Annotated in this window: 16 protein-coding genes and 1 pseudogene; 13 read left to right on the top strand and 4 right to left on the bottom strand. The window is 71.6% G+C overall.

The genetic code is table 11. The annotated features are described in order from the left end of the window. The first annotated feature begins 36 nt into the window (after window positions 1-36). The 9 genes and pseudogenes from E4P42_RS09305 to E4P42_RS09265 all read left to right on the top strand — a co-directional run bounded on the left by E4P42_RS09305 (window position 37) and on the right by E4P42_RS09265 (window position 9,810). Entirely contained in the window at window positions 37-2,061 is a 2,025-nt protein-coding gene (locus E4P42_RS09305; protein WP_135125418.1) for an MMPL family transporter, read from the top strand. 36 nt (window positions 2,062-2,097) lie between these two features. Continuing rightward, entirely contained in the window at window positions 2,098-3,303 is a 1,206-nt protein-coding gene (locus E4P42_RS09300; RefSeq protein WP_135125416.1) for a cytochrome P450, read from the top strand. Between the two features lie 4 nt (window positions 3,304-3,307). Next, window positions 3,308-3,499: a ferredoxin gene (locus tag E4P42_RS09295; RefSeq protein WP_135125414.1), complete on the top strand. Its 192-nt coding sequence runs from the start codon at window positions 3,308-3,310 to the stop codon at window positions 3,497-3,499. Between the two features lie 87 nt (window positions 3,500-3,586). Further along, entirely contained in the window at window positions 3,587-4,339 is a 753-nt protein-coding gene (locus E4P42_RS09290) for an SDR family oxidoreductase (RefSeq protein ID WP_135125628.1), read from the top strand. A gap of 20 nt (window positions 4,340-4,359) precedes the next feature. Next, window positions 4,360-5,025, top strand: coding sequence for a nitroreductase (locus tag E4P42_RS09285; RefSeq protein WP_135125412.1), 666 nt, complete (start codon window positions 4,360-4,362; stop codon window positions 5,023-5,025). A gap of 60 nt (window positions 5,026-5,085) precedes the next feature. Then, window positions 5,086-7,877: pseudogene (locus E4P42_RS09280) on the top strand (AAA family ATPase). A gap of 144 nt (window positions 7,878-8,021) precedes the next feature. Further along, window positions 8,022-8,633, top strand: coding sequence for a sigma-70 family RNA polymerase sigma factor (locus E4P42_RS09275; RefSeq protein WP_135125410.1), 612 nt, complete (start codon window positions 8,022-8,024; stop codon window positions 8,631-8,633). Between the two features lie 14 nt (window positions 8,634-8,647). Beyond that, window positions 8,648-9,370, top strand: a complete 723-nt coding sequence (locus E4P42_RS09270) for an SDR family NAD(P)-dependent oxidoreductase (RefSeq protein ID WP_135125408.1) — start codon at window positions 8,648-8,650, stop codon at window positions 9,368-9,370. 23 nt (window positions 9,371-9,393) lie between these two features. Next, entirely contained in the window at window positions 9,394-9,810 is a 417-nt protein-coding gene (locus E4P42_RS09265; RefSeq protein WP_135125406.1) for a cupin domain-containing protein, read from the top strand. Here the strand turns inward: E4P42_RS09265 and E4P42_RS09260 are convergent. Together E4P42_RS09260 and E4P42_RS09255 are read right to left on the bottom strand one after the other, a co-directional pair. After that, the gene (locus tag E4P42_RS09260; protein WP_135125404.1) at window positions 9,807-10,439 is read right to left on the bottom strand and encodes a PaaI family thioesterase; all 633 of its coding nucleotides are present in this window, start codon (window positions 10,437-10,439) and stop codon (window positions 9,807-9,809) included. The genes E4P42_RS09265 and E4P42_RS09260 overlap by 4 nt on opposite strands. Further along, complete coding sequence (locus E4P42_RS09255) at window positions 10,436-11,734, bottom strand: adenylosuccinate synthase (RefSeq protein ID WP_135125402.1); 1,299 nt, start codon at window positions 11,732-11,734, stop codon at window positions 10,436-10,438. The genes E4P42_RS09260 and E4P42_RS09255 overlap by 4 nt, the downstream gene beginning before the upstream one ends. Before the next feature lie 80 nt (window positions 11,735-11,814). Between E4P42_RS09255 and E4P42_RS09250 the strand changes: the two genes are divergently transcribed. From E4P42_RS09250 to E4P42_RS09240, 3 genes are all read left to right on the top strand, one after another. Next, entirely contained in the window at window positions 11,815-12,423 is a 609-nt protein-coding gene (locus E4P42_RS09250) for a peptidase M50 (RefSeq protein ID WP_135125400.1), read from the top strand. A 25-nt stretch (window positions 12,424-12,448) separates the two neighbouring features. Then, the gene (locus E4P42_RS09245) at window positions 12,449-13,228 is read left to right on the top strand and encodes a site-2 protease family protein (RefSeq protein WP_135125398.1); all 780 of its coding nucleotides are present in this window, start codon (window positions 12,449-12,451) and stop codon (window positions 13,226-13,228) included. A 114-nt stretch (window positions 13,229-13,342) separates the two neighbouring features. Next, window positions 13,343-14,242 (top strand): cation diffusion facilitator family transporter, encoded by a 900-nt coding sequence (locus E4P42_RS09240; protein ID WP_135125396.1) that lies wholly within the window; start codon window positions 13,343-13,345, stop codon window positions 14,240-14,242. Between the two features lie 82 nt (window positions 14,243-14,324). Here E4P42_RS09240 and E4P42_RS09235 read toward each other — a convergent pair whose 3' ends face one another. After that, window positions 14,325-14,738 carry a DUF3151 domain-containing protein gene (locus E4P42_RS09235; protein ID WP_135125394.1) on the bottom strand — a complete coding sequence of 138 codons (414 nt, stop codon included), beginning with the start codon at window positions 14,736-14,738 and terminating at the stop codon, window positions 14,325-14,327. A 99-nt stretch (window positions 14,739-14,837) separates the two neighbouring features. On the opposite strand from E4P42_RS09235, the gene E4P42_RS09230 reads away from it, so the two are divergent. Beyond that, window positions 14,838-15,668 (top strand): DUF4878 domain-containing protein, encoded by an 831-nt coding sequence (locus tag E4P42_RS09230; RefSeq protein ID WP_135125392.1) that lies wholly within the window; start codon window positions 14,838-14,840, stop codon window positions 15,666-15,668. Between the two features lie 51 nt (window positions 15,669-15,719). Here the strand turns inward: E4P42_RS09230 and fbaA are convergent, their stop codons facing one another. Beyond that, the gene (gene fbaA / locus E4P42_RS09225; RefSeq protein ID WP_135125389.1) at window positions 15,720-16,757 is read right to left on the bottom strand and encodes a class II fructose-bisphosphate aldolase; all 1,038 of its coding nucleotides are present in this window, start codon (window positions 16,755-16,757) and stop codon (window positions 15,720-15,722) included. Between the last annotated feature and the right edge of the window lie 15 nt (window positions 16,758-16,772).

Here is a 16,772-nt window from a genome sequence, read left to right as displayed (position 1 = left end):
TTGATGAATAGTTCAGTATCTGAAATATTGGGAGGCATGTCCGGACGGTTCTCCTGGGTGGTGGCACTGCTGATCGTGGTCGTGTCCGGCGGCGTGCTGGGTCTGCTCGGCGGTGGGGACGCCGACTCCCAGTCGCCGGTGTCGGTGCCCGCCGACGCGGAGTCGGCGCGGGTCACCGCGCTGCGGGCCGACTTCCCGGGCGGTGATCGGGCGCCGGTGATCCTCGTCGTCACCCGCACCGACGGCGCCCGGCTGAGCCCGGCCGACATCGCGGCCACCGACGCGGCGCGCCAGCGCATGCTGACCGCCGCGGACAGTGCGCCGGCAGGTCCCCCCACGGTGGTGTCCGAGGACGGTGAGGCGGCGGTGGCCACCGTGCCACTCGACGCGGACCTGTCCGGATTCGCGCTCAACGACGCGGTGAAGAGCGTGCGCGCGGCGGCCGCCGACGGACTGCCGGCCGGCCTGCGGGCCGAGGTGACCGGTGGCCCCGCGTTCGGCGCGGACATCGCGAACTCGTTCTCCGGCGCCAACGTCACGCTGCTCGCGGTGACCGCAGCGGTGGTGGCGCTGCTGCTGATCGTCACCTACCGCTCACCGGTGCTGTGGCTGGTACCGCTGGCAGTGATCGGGTTCGCCGACCGCGTGGCCGCCGTGCTGGGCACCGCCGTTGCCGAGGCCGTGGGCCTGTCCCCCGACGGGTCGACGTCGGGCATCACCAGCGTGCTCGTCTTCGGGGCGGGCACCAACTACGCGCTGCTGCTCATCTCGCGGTACCGAGAGGAGTTGGCGCGCAATGACGATCACCGGACCGCACTCGCGACCGCCACGCGCGCGGCCGGACCCGCCATCCTGGCCAGCAACGCCACCGTGGTGCTCGCGCTGCTGACGCTGGTGCTCGCGGCGGCGCCGAGCACCCGCAGCCTCGGGGTGCAGGCCGCCGCCGGCCTGGTGGTGGCGGCGGTGTTCGTGCTGCTGGTGTTGCCGCCCCTGCTCGCGCTGTTCGGCAAGAAGCTGTTCTGGCCGTTCATCCCGCGGACCGGCGGCGCCGCGCTGACCGACACCGGGGTGTGGCACCGCATCGCCGACGGGGTGGCCCGCCGCCCGGCCCGCGTCGCGGTCGTGTCGATCGGCGCGCTGGCGCTGCTGTGCACCGGGCTGGTGTTCACGCCGATCGGGTTGTCGCAGACCGAACAGTTCCGCGTGCAGGCCGAATCGGTCACGGGTTACGAGACATTGGCCGCACACTTCCCCGGCGGGCTGACCGACCCCACCCGCGTCATCGCCGCCACCGACCGGGCACCGGAGGTGACGCGCGCGATCACCGACACCGACGGCGTCGTGTCGGCGACACCGGCGGGCACCTCACCGGGCGGGCTGACGCAGTGGTCGGTGGTGCTGGCCGCCGAACCGGCGTCCGAACAGGCCTTCGCGACCGTCGACGACCTGCGGGCGGCGGTCCGCGCGGCCGACCCGTCCGCTCTGGTCGGCGGGTCGGACGCCCAGGCCCGCGACATCAGCGCCGCGGCGGCGCGCGACCGGTTGGTCGTCATCCCGGCGATCCTGGCCGTGGTGCTGGCGGTGCTGTACGTCCTGCTGCGTGCCGCGCTCGCGCCGCTCATCCTGGTCGGCGTCACAGTGCTCAGCGCGCTGGCCGCGCTCGGCCTCGGCGGCTGGGCCAGCGTGCACGTGTTCGGCTTCCCGGCCCTCGACAGTTCGACGCCGCTGTTCGCATTCCTGTTCCTGGTGGCACTCGGCGTGGACTACACGATCTTCCTGGTCACCCGGGCGCGCGAGGAGACCCCGGAACACGGGACCCGGCAGGGCATCGTGCGGGCGGTGTCGGCGACCGGCGCGGTGATCACCAGCGCCGGCATCGTGCTGGCCGCGGTGTTCTGCGTGCTCGGGGTGCTGCCGCTGATCGTGCTCACCCAGCTCGGCATCATCGTCGGCCTGGGCATCCTGCTCGACACCTTCCTGGTCCGCACGGTGATCATCCCGGCGCTGGTGACGCTTATCGGACCCCGATTCTGGTGGCCGGCACTGCGTTCGCCGAACTGACGGGCACCAACGAGCGCGCGCGTACGTTCGGTAGGTATGACGCAGGCTCCCGCCCTACCCCCGATGCACATGAGGCGCGACGGCTTCGACCCGACCGCCGAACTCCGGGAGATCCGGGAGTCCGAGGGGGTGCGCGTCACCAAGAACGCGTTCGGAATGGACGTGTACCTGGTGACCCGCCACGAGGACGTCAAGGCGGTGCTGGCCGACCACGCCCGGTTCTCCAACGAACGCCCACCGGGTTTCGTCGTCCCCGGCGCCCCGCCGACCACCGACGAGGATCAGCAGCGCGCCCGGGCGGGCAACCTGCTCGGCCTCGACCCGCCGGACCACCAGCGGCTGCGCCGCATGCTCACCCCCGAGTTCACGCTGCGCCGCATCAAACGGCTCGAGCCGCGCATCGTCGCGATCGTCGACGAACACCTCGACGCCATGGCCGCCCACGGGGCACCGGCCGATCTGGTCGAGAGCTTCGCGCTGCCCATCCCATCGCTGGTGATCTGCGAACTGCTCGGGGTGCCCTATGCGGATCGCGCGGACTTCCAACGCCGCAGCGCCCGCCAGCTCGACCTGTCCATCCCGATCCCGGAGCGCCTGGAACTGGCCCGCCAGGGCCGCGACTACATGCTCTCGCTGGTCGAGCGTGCCCGCCGCGCACCGGGCGAGGACATCCTCGGCATGCTGATCCGCGAACACGGCGACGAGCTGTCCGACGACGAACTCGTCGGCGTCGCCGGGCTGCTGCTGTTGGCCGGGCACGAGACCACCTCGAACATGCTCGGCCTCGGCGTGCTGGCGCTGCTGCGCCATCCCGATCAGCTCGCCGCCGTGCGCGACGATCCGGACGCCGTCGGACCGGCCGTCGAGGAACTGCTGCGCTGGCTGTCCATCGTGCACAGCGGAATCCCCCGCATCACCACCACCGAGGTCGAGGTGGCCGGCGTGCCCATCCCCGCCCACCAGCTGGTGTTCGTGTCGCTGCCCTCGGCCAACCGCGACCCCGAGTTCGTCGACGCACCCGAACGGCTCGACATCACCCGCGGCGCCCCGGGCCATCTGGCGTTCGGGCACGGCGTGCACCACTGTCTGGGCGCCCCGCTGGCCCGGATGGAGATGCGCATCGCCTATCCCGCGCTGCTGCGGCGGTTCCCGGACCTCGCGCTGGCCGAGCCGTTCGAGGACGTGCAGTTCCGGTCCTTCCACTTCATCTACGGCCTTCGCTCGCTGATGGTCAGGTGGTGAGGCGATGAGGATCGACGCGGATCGCGACCTTTGCATCAGCGCGGGCAATTGTGTGATGTCGGCGCCGGAGGTGTTCGACCAGGACGACGACGGCATCGTCGAACTGCTGGCCGACCCCGTGCCCGACGCCGAACAGGACCGCGCCCGCGAGGCCGTCCGGCTGTGTCCCGCGTCGGCGCTGCGGATCATCGACTGACACATCGGGAAGCGCCGGGATGACTTCCCGAGCCGTTCCGAGTTCTGGCGGGCAGGAAGCTGTCACAGGACAACGGAAAGGCTCATGATGAAGATCGTCGTCATCGGTGGAACCGGTCGGATCGGTTCGAAGTTGGTGCGCACGTTGGCCGAACGCGGTCACGACGCCGTCCCCGCCGCCCCCTCGACGGGGGTCGACACCTTCACCGGTGAGGGACTCGCCGACGTCCTCACCGGCGCCTCGGTGGTGGTCGACGTGTCGAACTCGCCGACGCTCGACGACGCCGCGAAGGACTTCTTCCGGGTCACCACAACGAATCTGCTGACCGCGGAGCAGGCTGCCGGCGTCGGGCATCACGTCGCGCTGTCGGTCGTCGGCACCGACCGTCTCGCCGCCCAGAGCGGGTACTTCCAGGCGAAACTGCTGCAGGAGCACATGATCGCCGACGGTCCGATCCCCTACACCATCGTGCACGCGACGCAGTTCTTCGAGTTCGTCGACACCCTGGCCGATGCGGCGACCGACGGTGACACCGTGCGCATCACGCCCGCCTTCTTCCAGCCGATGGCCGGCGCGGACGTCGCCCGAGGCGTCGCGATCGCCGCGGTCAACGCCCCGGTCAACGGCATCGTCGAGATCGGCGGCCCGCAGGCCCACCGGCTGCCGGACCTGATCCGCACCGCGCTCGCCGCCCGCCGCGACACCCGTCAGGTGGTCGCCGATCCGCAGGCGGGGTACTGGGGCGTGGACATCGACGACCGGACCCTGGTGCCCGGCCCCGGTGCCACCCTATTCGACACGCGGTTCGAGGACTGGATCCTCGAGACCGCCGGCGCCTGACAACTCAGAAGGCACAGGCGATGAACGTCTACGAGGCAGTCACCTCGCGGCGGTCGGTGCGGGCGTTCACCGACCGCCCCGTGCCCACCGCCACTCTCGAGCGGGTGCTCACCGCGGCGGCCTGGGCGCCGTCGGGGTCCAACCTGCAGCCCTGGCGGATCTTCGTGGTCACCGGCGAACCGCTGGCCCGGCTCAAGAAGCTGGCGACCACCCGCGTCGCGAACGGCGACCCCTGGGACGACCGGCAATTCGAGATGTATCCGAGCGACCTGGGGTCCCCGTATCGCGACCGGCGCAGCGCCTTCGGAAAGCAGCGCTACAGCGCGCTGAAGGTGGCCCGCGACGACTGGGACGCCCGCCAGCGGGCGGCGATCGCGAACTGGGACTGCTTCGGCGCACCCGCCGCCCTGTTCTGCTACATCGACCCCAGCCTGGGCCGGCCCCAGTGGGCGGATCTGGGCATGTACCTGCAGACGGTGATGCTGTTGCTGCGGGGTGAGGGACTGCACAGCTGCCCGCAGATGGCGTGGTCGCAGGTGCGGGAGACGGTGGCGCAGATCGTGTCGCCGCCCGAGGAGTTGATCCTGTTCTGCGGCATGTCGATCGGATACGAGGACGGCTCGGTCGACCACCCGCGGACGCTGCGCGCGCCGCTGTCCGAGACGGTGACGTTCGTCGACGGGTAGTGCCGCCCCGCGCCGGCCACGGTCCCGGTATGGTGCAGCCACAACGGTGCGGTGGTGTCTATGTCGGGAACCGGTCACGAACACGCTCTGCGGGGTCGCGCGGCGGAATGCGCGGCGCTCGACGAGCTGCTGATCACCACCAGGTCCGGCCGTTGCCAGGTCCTGGTGCTGCGCGGTGAGGCGGGGATCGGCAAGACGGCGCTGCTGGACTACCTCGCCGGTTCGGCCACCGGGGTGCGCACGCTGCAGGTCGCCGGGGTGCAGTCCGATATGGAGCTGGCGTTCGCCGGGCTGCAGCAGCTGTGCGCCCCGCTACTCGGACACCTCGACGCGCTACCGGCGCCCCAGCGCGACGCGCTCGACGTCGCGTTCGGCCGGGCCGTGGGCGCCGCACCGGACCGGTTCCTCGTCGGCCTCGCGGTGTTGAGCCTGCTGGCCGCCGCGGCCGACGAGCGTCCGATCCTGTGCCTCGTCGACGATGCGCAGTGGCTGGACGAAGTGTCGGTGCAGACGCTCGGATTCATCGCCCGGCGGCTGCTGGCCGAACCGGTCGCGCTGGTGTTCGCCGTCCGGGACCACCCCGCCCTGCTGGCCGACCTGCCGGAGCTCGCGATCCGTGGGCTGCCCGACGGCGATGCGCGTGAACTGCTGGAGTCGGTGATGGTCGGCGGCATCGACCCGCGGGTGCGGGACCGCATCGTCGCCGAGACCCGCGGGGTGCCGCTGGCCATCCTCGAGGCGCGCGCAGCGTCTCGTCGACCGAGCTCGCCGGCGGCTTCTGGATCGCCGGTAAGCGATCGTCGGCGGCGGCGGTCGAGCAGGGTTTCGTATCCCGCATCCAGGCTCTGCCGCACACCACCCGCTGTCTGCTCCTCGTCGCCGCCGCCGACCCCCTCGGCGACACCGCGCTGTTCCTGCGCGCCGCCGGCCGGCTGGGCATCGCGGTCGACGAGCTGGCCCCCGCCGAGGCCGACGGGCTGGTCGACTTCGGTCCGCGGGTGCGCTTCCACCACCCGCTGATGCGGTCGGCCGCCTACCGCGCGGCCGACCTGACCGACCGCCGGACGGTGCACCGCGCGCTCGCCGATGTGCTCGACGCCGACACCGACCCGGACCGGCGGGCCTGGCATGCCGCCCAGGCCGCGGCCGGACCGGACGACGCGGTGGCCGAACAGTTGGAGAACTCGGCGGCACGCGCCCAGAGCCGGGGTGGAATTGCCGCCGCCGCAACGTTTCTCGAACGCGCCACCGCGCTGACGGCCGATCCGGGACTGCGCGGGGCCCGGGCGATCGCCGCAGCCCAGGCCAAACGCGACGCGGCCGCACCCGCGGCAGCGCACGAACTGCTCGCGGTCGCCGAACTGGGGCCGCTGTCGGACCTGCAGCGCGCCAAGGTCGCGCGGCTGCGGGCGCAGATGGAGTTCGTGCACAGCCGGGTCGGGGAGTTCGGCGCACCGCCGGTCGGTGACACCGCCGCGCCGCTGCTCGACGCGGCCGGCCGACTCGAGGGGGTCGACGACTACTCCTCCCGGGAGGGCTATCTCGAAGGCATCGCGGCGCTCATGTACGCCGGGTGCTTCGCGGCGCCGGGCGCTCTGGCGCAGGCCGCGAGCGCGGCCCGCACCGCGCTCGCGGGCGTGGCCGAGTTGCCGCGTCCGGTCGACCACCTCCTCCACGGGATCGTCGAGTGGGTCACCGGCGGGATCAGCGCGGGCGCGGCGCCGTTGCGCCGGGCGCTGGGCCTGATGTGTGAGCAGGCCACATCCCGGCACCCGGCGATCGCCCGCTGGCTCGTGGTGCCCGGGTTCCCGATCCTGCAGGAATCCGCGGCCCATGAACTGTGGGACGACGCCCTCGCGCTCACCCTGTCCACCGCCGCGGTTCAGTACGCCCGCGACACCGGTGCGCTGTTCGGCTTGCCCCGCGCGTTGGCCTACCGCGCCGGGGCGCATGTGCTCGCCGGCGAATTCGCCACCGCCGAACAGCTTCTCGAAGAGTCCGCGTCGATCATCGCGGCCACCGACCGTCATGCGCCGATGCGCTACCACGCGGTGATGCTGGCCGCCTGGCGCGGCGACCCCGAGCACGCCGGCCCGCTGATCGACACGGCCGCCGCCGAGGCCCGGTCGCGCGGTGAGGGGCGGCTGCTGTCGCTGAGTGGTTACGCCACGGCGGTCCTGCACAACGGGCTCGGCCGCTACGACGAGGCCCACACCGCCGCGCGGGAGGTGTGCCGGCACCCCGACCCCGGCTTCCACGGCTGGTGCCTGTTCGAGCTCGTCGAGGCGGCGACACACACCGGCAACGCCGACAGCGCGGCGTGGGCGCTCGCGCGCCTGGCCGAGGGCACCACCGCCGCAGGCACCGACTGGGGGTTGGGTGTCCTCGCCGCCGCCCGCGGCCTGCTCGCCGCCGACGACGACGCCGACGCCCTGTTCGGCGAGGCGGTCGAACGGCTCGGCCGCACCGACGTCGCGGTGTTCCGGGCGCGCGCGCACCTGCTGTACGGCGAGCGGCTGCGGCGGACCAACCGCCGCACCGACGCCCGGCGGCACCTCACCGAGGCCCATGAGCTGTTCACGCGGATGGGGGCGAAGGCCTTCGCCGACCGCACCCGCCGCGAACTCATCGCGACCGGCGAGAAGGTGCGCGCACCGCAGACCCGCACCGGGGACCTCACCGCGCAGGAGGGGCAGATCGCGAGGCTGGCCGCCGAGGGGCTGACCAATCAGGAGATCGGCGCACAGCTGTTCATCAGCACCCACACCGTCGAATGGCACCTGCGCAAGGTGTTCGCCAAACTCGGCATCACCTCCCGCCGCCAACTCCGCACCACAGCGCCCACCGGCTAGGCACCCCGGGGTCAAGGGGTCCCCAAGGGGCCACGGAGACCACGGGTGATCAAGGGTTCGCATTCTCCCGCGGACCACGAGGGTGGGTAACGAGGGCGATCAGGCCCCTACCACCTCGACATCGACCCCACGGGAGGTTCGATCATGACCGTCACCACCGCGCCCGCCCCCTCGGCGCCCGACCACGACCTGGCCGTCCGCTTCACGCTCGAAGCCGAGCCCTACTTCGACGTGCTGGCCCGCGGCGCGCGGCGGCTGACCCGCTGCGACGCTGACGCCGACGACCTGCTGCAGGACACGCTGCTGCACGCGTACGCGGGTTTCCGCACCTTCCAGGAGGGCACCAACCTGCGCGCCTGGCTGTTCCGCATCCTCTACAACCGGTGGGTCAGCGCCCACCACGCCCGCGGTCGCCGCGTCACCGAGGTCTCGGCCGACGACCTCACCGAACGCGATCTGGCGAGCAGCGCGCGGCGGCTGCCCGGCGGTCCGCGCTCGGCCGAGACCGAGGTGATCGACGGGCTGCCCGACGGCGACATCAGGGCGGCGCTGGCCACGATGCCGCCCGGCTTCGCCGAGGCGCTGTTCTACGCCGACGTGCAGGGCTACACCTACGCCGAGACCGCCGACATCCTCGACATCCCGATCGGCACCGTGATGTCGCGGGTGTCGCGCGCCCGCAAGCGGATGCGCCTGGCGCTCGCCCACCTCGCACCGCGCCCCGCCGCGGTCCGCCTCGACTCGTGCATCGCGTGAACGGCGCGGCGGCAATGGAATTGCAGAACACGACCGCACTCGTCACCGGCGGCACCGCCGGCATCGGCCTGGCCAGCGCCCGGCTGCTGGCCCAAGAGGGCGCGACGGTGATCATCACCGGCCGCGACGCACAGCGCGGCGACGCCGCGGCCGCCACGCTCGGCGGGGCGTCGCGGTTCGTCCGGGCCGATCTGTCCGACTCACGGTCGGTGGACGAGCTTGTCGCGCAGGCCGGTCCGGTCGACATCCTGGTCAACAACGCCGCGAGCTTCCCGGCGGCGCTCACCGTCGACCAGGGCTCCGCCGCGTTCCAGCACACGTTCGACACCAACGTGCGGGGCCTGTACTTCCTCGCGGCGGGCCTGGTGCCCGGAATGATGGAGCGCGGCAGCGGCAGCATCGTCAACGTCACCACCATGGTCGCATCGAAGGGCGTCCCCGGCGCCGGCGTCTACAGCGCGTCCAAGGCCGCGGTGGAGTCGCTGACCCGCACCTGGGCCGCGGAGTTCGGCCCGCACGGGATCCGCGTCAACAGCGTCGCCCCCGGACCCACCAGAACCGAAGGGGTGCAGGCGGAATGGGGTGAGGTCAATGAGGAGCTGGGCCGGTCACTGCCGCTCGGCCGCACCGCGGCACCGGAGGAGATCGCCCATGCCGTGCTGTTTCTCGCCTCGCCGCGCGCCAGCTTCATCACCGGCTCGGTCCTGCACGCCGACGGCGGCGGCTCGGCCGTCTGAACAACGACGAAGGGAGACAGGCGATGTCGCATCATGACCCGTCCTGGGAGTCCGCCTTCACCGTGGTGCAGGAGGTGCACCGACCCACCCTTCCCGCCGGCGCCGACGTGATGACCGTCGTCGTTGACTATCCCCCGGGCAGTAAAGGGGCGCCCCCGCACCGGCATCCGGGCGGACCGGCGTTCGGGATCGTGCTCGAGGGCGAGATGCTCTTCGAGCTCGAAGGTCAGCCGCCGAGGGTCGTCCACGCCGGCGAGGCGTTCTGGGAACCGGGCGGCGACGTCATCCACTACTCGGATGCCAACCACCGCGACGACATCCGGTGCCGCTTCGCCGTCACCATGGTGTGCGTGCCCGGCCGGCCGATGCTCACGCTGGTCGACGCGGACGAGCTCGAGGCGCGCAAGCATCTGCGCGTCCGAACCGCGCCTTCGGGTTAGGGCTGGCCCGGCAGCAGCCGGATCATCAGGCCGTTGGCCTCGGCGAGCAGATTGCCATCCGGGTCACGCATCTCGGCGTTGACGAACGACTTGCGGCCCTCGGCCTCGCGGACCCAGCCGCGCACGGTCAGCGGGACATCGATCGGCGTGACCTTGCGGTAGTCGACGTGCAGGAAGCCGGTGCGGCTGATCGGCCGGCCGGTGGCGTGGATGACCATGCCGAACACGGAGTCGAACATCAGTGGCAGCACGCCGCCGTGCACCGCGGAGTTGCCGCCGACGTGGTAGCGGCTGAACGTCACGGTCAGGACGACCGCCTCGGCGTCGAACTGCGTCACCCGGTACGGCGGCATCAGCAAGCTCCCCGCACCGGGCAGTGACGGCACCCGGTTCGCCGGGCCGACACCCTCGGCCGCCTCGAACGGGTCGAGCAGCGTCACCAGCTGCTCGGCCAGGTCGGCCGCCCGGTCCCACGTGCCGCCGTCCGGATCGGCCGACACCGCCAGGTCCTGGGCGCGGCGCATCGCGGTGAGGAACCGCCCGAAGCCGGGACCGGGATCGGCGGGCTGGAACGCCGGGAAGCCGCCGTGGCGGTCGTAGTCGGGGTCTTCGAGGTGCGGGTCCGTCACGGACGCGCCGCCAGGATGTCGCGGCGGACGATCGTCTGCTCGCGTCCCGGACCGACGCCGATGCACGAGACGTGCGCACCGGCGAGCTCCTCGAGCCGCAGCACGTAGTCCCGCGCCTTGGCGGGCAGATCGTCGAATTCGCGCGCCCCGGAGATGTCCTCCCACCAGCCGGGCAGCTCCTCGTAGATCGGCTCGGCGCGGGCGATGTCGGACTGCGTCATCGGCATCTCGTCGGTGCGCTTGCCGTCCACCGTGTACCCGACGCACACCGGCACGGTCTGCAGGCTGGACAGCACGTCGAGTTTGGTCAGGAAGTAGTCGGTGATGCCGTTGACCCGGGTGGCGTAGCGGGCGATCACCGCGTCGAACCAGCCGCACCGGCGCGGACGCCCGGTGGTCACCCCGACCTCGCCGCCGGTCTTGGCCAGATAGGCGCCGTGCTCGTCGAACAGCTCGGTGGGGAACGGGCCCGACCCCACGCGGGTGGTGTAGGCCTTGAGGATGCCCAGCACCGTGGTGATCCGGGTGGGCCCGATGCCGGAGCCGACAGCCGCCCCGCCCGCGGTCGGGTTGGACGACGTGACGAACGGATAGGTGCCGTGGTCGACGTCGAGCAGCGTGCCCTGCGAACCTTCCAGCAGCACCGTCTCACCCCGCTCGAGCGCCTGACCCAGCAGCAGGCGGGCGTCGGCGATGCGGTGTTTGAAGCCGTCGGCCTGGGTGAGCAGGTTGTCGACCACCTCGGCGGGGTCGAGCGCCTTGCGGTTGTAGATCTTGACCAGCATCTGGTTCTTGAGTTCCAGTGCGGCCTCGATCTTCTCGGCCAGCTGCACCGGGTCGAGCACGTCGGCGACGCGGATGCCGATGCGGGCGATCTTGTCCTGGTAGCAGGGCCCGATGCCGCGGCCGGTGGTGCCGATCTTCTTGCTACCCGCCCAGCGCTCCACGACCTTGTCGATCGCGACGTGGTAGGGCATCAGCAGATGCGCGTCGGCGGAGATCAACAGCCGCTCGGTGTCGACGCCGCGGTCCTCGAGGCCCTTGAGCTCGGTGAGCAACACACCCGGGTCGACCACGACACCGTTGCCGATGACGTTGGTGACCCCCGGGGTGAGGATCCCCGACGGGATGAGGTGAAGGGCGAAGTTCTCGCCCGTGGGCAGGACGACGGTGTGGCCGGCGTTGTTGCCGCCCTGATACCGCACCACCCACTGCACGCGGCCGCCGAGTAGATCGGTGGCCTTTCCTTTGCCCTCGTCGCCCCACTGGGCGCCGATGAGCACGATTGCCGGCATGGCCTCTCTCCGCTCAGGTACCTGAAATAACGTATGCAGCCGGTGACACACCCTATCCCAGCAGGTAGCGAGGAGTTGTCTTGATAGCCGGTGACAGCGCCGCGGGCGTGGTCGTCCTCCGTTTCGGCGCGCACCGCGCACCGCGGCGGCTGGCCGGCCTGCACACCGTCGAGGTCGCGGGTGCGGCCGACGTCGACGCCGCCGCGGACACCGCCCGGCGTCTGGTCGTGGTGGGGTCCGACGCGGACCTGGCGCTGGTGCTGAGCCGGCTGATGCGCACCGAGCGGCTCGGTGTGGAGCTGGCCGCCGCGCGCACCTGGTGGCAGGCGCGCCGGGCGCTGACCGGTACGGCGCGGCGGGTGCCGCTGATCCGCGACGACGCCGGGATCGCGATCGTCGGATCCGCCGAATGGCGCGGCGCTCCGCTGCACGGCGAGGCCGTGGTCGACGACACGCTGCTGTTCAGCGGTGAGACGGCCGGGGTGCGCATCGAGCCGACCGATGCGATGCCCGGTCTGCGCGCGGCCGTGTTGAGTGCGCGGGGCCGGCCGGGCCGCTGGGTGGCGGGGCGCGCTGCGCAGCTGGGCACCACCGGTGCGCGGGTGGTCCGCGACGGCGTGGAGGGCCCGCGGGAGGTCAAGCGCTCGACGTTCTACCGGCACACCGAGGGCTGGCTGCGGGTCGGCTGACCGCCTCCGCCGGTAACGTTGCGTCGTGAGCATCCGCCCGCTGCGCCAGTCGGTGCGGCCGAGCCCCGTGTTCCTCGCCGCCGTGGCGATCACCGTCGCCGGCGGGGTGGCGGCCTGGCTGGCCGCCGATACGGTGCAGCCGCTCGCGTACGCCGGGGTGTTCGTGTTCGTCATCGCGGGCTGGCTGGTGTCGCTGTCGCTGCACGAGTTCGGTCACGCGTTCACCGCCTGGCGGTGCGGCGACCGCGACGTCGAGATGCGCGGCTATCTCACGCTCAACCCGCTGAAGTACTCCCATCCGATGCTCTCGCTCGGGCTGCCGGTGCTGTTCATCGCGCTCGGTGGCATCGGGCTGCCCGGCGGTGCGGTGTACCTGCGCACCTCGTGGATGACCGCGCGGCAGAAGACGGTGGTCAGCCTCGCCGGCCCGTTCGCAAACCTCGTGCTGGCGGTCGTGCTGCTCGCCGCGACCCGGCTGCTGTACGACCCCGGCCATGCGGTGTTCTGGGCCGCGGTGGCGTTCCTGGGCTTCCTGCAGGTGACCGCCGTCGTGCTCAACCTGCTGCCGATTCCGGGGCTGGACGGTTACGGGGCGCTGGAACCGCACCTGAGCCCCGCCACGCAGCGCGCCCTGGAACCCGCCAAGCAGTGGGGGTTCTTCATCCTGCTGATCCTGCTGCTCGCCCCGGCGCTCAATGCGTGGTTCTTCGGCGCGGTGTACTGGCTCACCGAGTTGTCCGGCGTCGACGATGCGCTGGTGTGGTTCGGCGGCGGGCTGACGCGGTTCTGGTCGGCCTGGCTCTGAGTCTCTGCGCGAGCAGACGCAAAAGGGCCCTGGAACACTGGAAATCGGGCCACTTTGCGTCTGCTCGCGGGGCAACGCCTTGACATATGCGGGTATGCGCATAGATTGACGCGTATGGGCGCGGGTCATGATCACAGCCACGGGGCGGACGCCCGCGTCAGCCGCATGCTGCTCGCGGCCGGCATCCTCACGGTCTTCTTCGTCGTCGAACTGGTCACCGCGCTGTGGATCAACTCGATCGCGCTGCTCGCCGACGCCGGCCATATGCTCACCGACCTGGTCGCGATGTTCATGGGGCTGACCGCGGTCCTGCTGGCCCGGCGCGGCAGCAGCTCCCCCGCCCGCACCTACGGCTGGCACCGCGCCGAGGTGTTCACCGCGGTCGCCAACGCCGTCCTGCTGCTGTGCATGGCGGTGTTCATCCTCTACGAGGCGGTCGAACGGCTCGGCGACGCGCCGGAGATCCCGGGCGTCCCGATGATCGTGGTGGCGCTGGCCGGCCTGGCCGCCAACGTCGCGGTCGTGCTGCTGCTGCGCTCGCACTCGAAGCAGAGCCTGGCCGTCAAGGGCGCCTACATGGAGGTGGTCGCCGACACCGTGGGCAGCATCGGCGTGCTGATCGCCGGCATCGTCACGCTGACCACCAGCTGGCCGTACGCCGACGTGGTGGTCGCGGTGTTCGTCGCGCTGTGGGTGCTGCCCCGGGCGATCGCGCTGGCCCGCTCCGCGCTGCGGATCCTCTCGGAGTCCTCGCCGGCGCACATCGACGTCGACGAGCTGCGCAGCGCGCTGTGCGCGGTCGACGGCGTCACCGAGGTGCACGACCTGCACGTGTGGACGCTGGTGCCGGGCAAGGACGTGGTCACCGCCCACCTGACGTCGTCGGCCGACTCGTCACGGGTGCTCGACGACGCCCGCGCGGTGCTCGCCGCCCGCGGGCTGGCGCACGCGACGGTGCAGGTGGAGCCGCCGCGCGGCGCCGCCAACTGTAACTGCGAGAGCAACGACTGGTAGCGGCCGCCCTACACGCCGAGTTCTACGCCACGGTCGTCCCGGCCGCCGATCGACGACCCTCTGGCAGAACTCGGCGGCACCTCTAGAAGCCGAATTCGCCCCGCGCCGATGGATCGCAGTCATCGAGCAGGTCCAGGCAGCGCTGGTACTCGTCGGTCTCGCCGATGGTCTCCGCCGCCCGGGCGAGCGCGGCGACGCAGCGCAGGAAGCCGCGGTTGGGTTCATGCCGGTACGGGACCGGCCCGAACCCCTTCCACCCGTTGCGGCGCAGCTGGTCGAGGCCGCGGTGGTATCCGGTGCGGGCGTAGGCGTACGCGGTGACGGCCTGATCGGCGGCCAGCGCGTCCTCGGCCAGCTGGGCCCACGCCACCGACGCCGACGGATGCGCCGCCGCGACGATCGCCGGGTTCTCATTCGCCGCCAGTTCCGCCTCGGCCGCCGGATCGCCCGGCAGGAACACCGGATCCGGCCCGAGAAGATCACCCATCCGCGTCATGAAGGACATTGTGCCGTGCCGGTCGCGGCGTGCGGCCATCGGCTCGAATCGCTCGATAAGCTCCACCCGTAGCGTCGTTGGAGGAGGAACGCAGCAGGGATGTCGAACCCACGAGGGCCCGAACAGGGCGACGAGCCGACCGTGCCGTCGGCAGCGGGTGATCCCGGTGGGCCGACCGGCCCCGACGACCCCACGGTGCCGTCGCCGTCCACCGACCACGAACCCGCCACCGAGGTGATCTCCCCGCACCCGCCGCCGGGGGCACCGCACCCCGACGACCCGAGCCAGGGCGAACGCCGCTTCACCGCGCCGTCGGGCTTCGACGCCGGGTCGACGCAGAAGATCGACCGGCCGCCGGACCCGGCCACCGAGGTGTTCCCCCGCTCCGAGGCCGGTGCGGTCACCGAACCGTTCACCGCGCAGAAGGCCGCCGGACCCCAGGTGATCCCCGCACGTGGCGACGCGCCGCGTCCCCCGCAGCCGGCCAAGCGCAGCTGGGGCTGGGTGATCGCGGTGGTGCTGGTGATCGCGGCGCTGGTGGCGATCGCGGTGCTGGGCACCATCCTGCTGACCCGCGGTCCGGGGTCGGCGGCCTCGCAGGAGGAGCAGGTCCGCGCGACGATCGAACAGTTCGACGTGGCGATCCAGAACGGCGACCTGGCCACGCTGCGCGGCATCACCTGCGGGGCCACCCGCGACAGCTACGTCGGCTACGACGACCGCTCGTGGGCGGAGACCCACGAGCGGGTGGCCGCCGCCAAGCAGTACCCGGTGGTGGCCAGCGTGGACCAGATCGTGATCAACGGCGACCACGCCGAAGCCAACGTGACGACCTTCATGGCGTTCGCGCCCCAGACCCGATCGACCCGCAGCTTCGACCTGATGTACCGCGACGACCAGTGGAAGATCTGCCAGGCGCCCACGCCCTAGTCGCGATTTCGGTGTACGTCGTCGCGCTCGGCGCGACCAGCTACACCGAAATCACCCGGCGGAGACGCTTCGGCCCGCGCTGTGCAGATCCCGGCAGGCCTCGACGACCCGCTCGCTCATCCCCGCCTCGGCCTTCTTCAGGTAGCTGCGCGGGTCGTAGACCTTCTTGTTGCCCACCTCGCCGTCGACCTTGAGCACGCCGTCGTAGTTGGTGAACATGTGCCCGGCCAGCGGGCGGGTGAATGCGTACTGGGTGTCGGTGTCGACGTTCATCTTGACCACGCCGTAGCGCAGCGCGTCCTCGATCTCCGACTTCAGCGACCCTGAGCCGCCGTGGAACACGAAGTCGAACGGCTGCGCGTCACCGGACAATCCGAGCTTGGCGGCGGCCACCTTCTGCCCTTCGGCGAGTACCTCCGGCTTGAGTTTGACGTTGCCGGGCTTGTACACGCCGTGCACGTTGCCGAACGTCGCCGCCAGCAGGTAGCGGCCGCGCTCACCGGCGCCGAGCGCGTCGACGGTCTTCTCGAAGTCCTCGGGCGTGGTGTAGAGCTTGTCGTTGATCTCGGCCTCGACACCGTCCTCCTCGCCGCCGACCACCCCGATCTCGACCTCGAGGACGATCTTGGCGGCCGCGGCCTGGGCGAGCAGCTCCTGCGCGATCGACAGGTTCTCGTCGATCGGCACCGCCGACCCGTCCCACATGTGCGACTGGAACAGCGGATCACGGCCGGCGCCGACCCGTTCGGCGGAGAGCGCCAGCAGCGGGCGCACGTACGTGTCGAGCTTGTCCTTCGGGCAGTGGTCGGTGTGCAGCGCGACGGTGACCGGGTACTTCGCGGCGATCACGTGGGCGAACTCGGCCAGCGCCACCGCCCCCGTCACCATGTCCTTCACCCCGAGTCCCGACGCGAACTCCGCACCGCCGGTGGAGAATTGAATGATTCCGTCGCTACCGGCGTCGGCGAACCCCTTGATCGCGGCGTTGACGGTCTCCGACGACGTGCAGTTGATGGCCGGGAAGGCGAACGAGTGCTCCTTGGCGCGGGTGAGCATCTCGGCGTAGACCTCGGGCGTGGCGATCGGCATGTCTGCCAGTATCCC

It is taken from the genome of Mycobacterium sp. PS03-16 (assembly GCF_004570325.1).
In the GTDB taxonomy this organism is placed as follows: domain Bacteria; phylum Actinomycetota; class Actinomycetes; order Mycobacteriales; family Mycobacteriaceae; genus Mycobacterium.
The sequence above is the reverse complement of the archived record's forward strand: the minus strand, read 5'-3'. Positions and strand labels throughout refer to the sequence as shown.

What these genes read in the sequence shown, in the direction of transcription:
- E4P42_RS09305 (WP_135125418.1), top strand. Translation starts at nt 37, where the DNA reads ATGTCCGGACGGTTCTCCTGGGTGGTGGCACTGCTGATCGTGGTCGTG.
- E4P42_RS09300 (WP_135125416.1), top strand. Translation starts at nt 2,098, where the DNA reads ATGACGCAGGCTCCCGCCCTACCCCCGATGCACATGAGGCGCGACGGC.
- E4P42_RS09295 (WP_135125414.1), top strand. Translation starts at nt 3,308, where the DNA reads ATGAGGATCGACGCGGATCGCGACCTTTGCATCAGCGCGGGCAATTGT.
- E4P42_RS09290 (WP_135125628.1), top strand. Translation starts at nt 3,587, where the DNA reads ATGAAGATCGTCGTCATCGGTGGAACCGGTCGGATCGGTTCGAAGTTG.
- E4P42_RS09285 (WP_135125412.1), top strand. Translation starts at nt 4,360, where the DNA reads ATGAACGTCTACGAGGCAGTCACCTCGCGGCGGTCGGTGCGGGCGTTC.
- E4P42_RS09275 (WP_135125410.1), top strand. Translation starts at nt 8,022, where the DNA reads ATGACCGTCACCACCGCGCCCGCCCCCTCGGCGCCCGACCACGACCTG.
- E4P42_RS09270 (WP_135125408.1), top strand. Translation starts at nt 8,648, where the DNA reads ATGGAATTGCAGAACACGACCGCACTCGTCACCGGCGGCACCGCCGGC.
- E4P42_RS09265 (WP_135125406.1), top strand. Translation starts at nt 9,394, where the DNA reads ATGTCGCATCATGACCCGTCCTGGGAGTCCGCCTTCACCGTGGTGCAG.
- E4P42_RS09255 (WP_135125402.1), bottom strand. Translation starts at nt 11,734, where the DNA reads ATGCCGGCAATCGTGCTCATCGGCGCCCAGTGGGGCGACGAGGGCAAA.
- E4P42_RS09240 (WP_135125396.1), top strand. Translation starts at nt 13,343, where the DNA reads ATGGGCGCGGGTCATGATCACAGCCACGGGGCGGACGCCCGCGTCAGC.
- E4P42_RS09235 (WP_135125394.1), bottom strand. Translation starts at nt 14,738, where the DNA reads ATGACGCGGATGGGTGATCTTCTCGGGCCGGATCCGGTGTTCCTGCCG.
- E4P42_RS09230 (WP_135125392.1), top strand. Translation starts at nt 14,838, where the DNA reads ATGTCGAACCCACGAGGGCCCGAACAGGGCGACGAGCCGACCGTGCCG.
- fbaA (WP_135125389.1), bottom strand. Translation starts at nt 16,757, where the DNA reads ATGCCGATCGCCACGCCCGAGGTCTACGCCGAGATGCTCACCCGCGCC.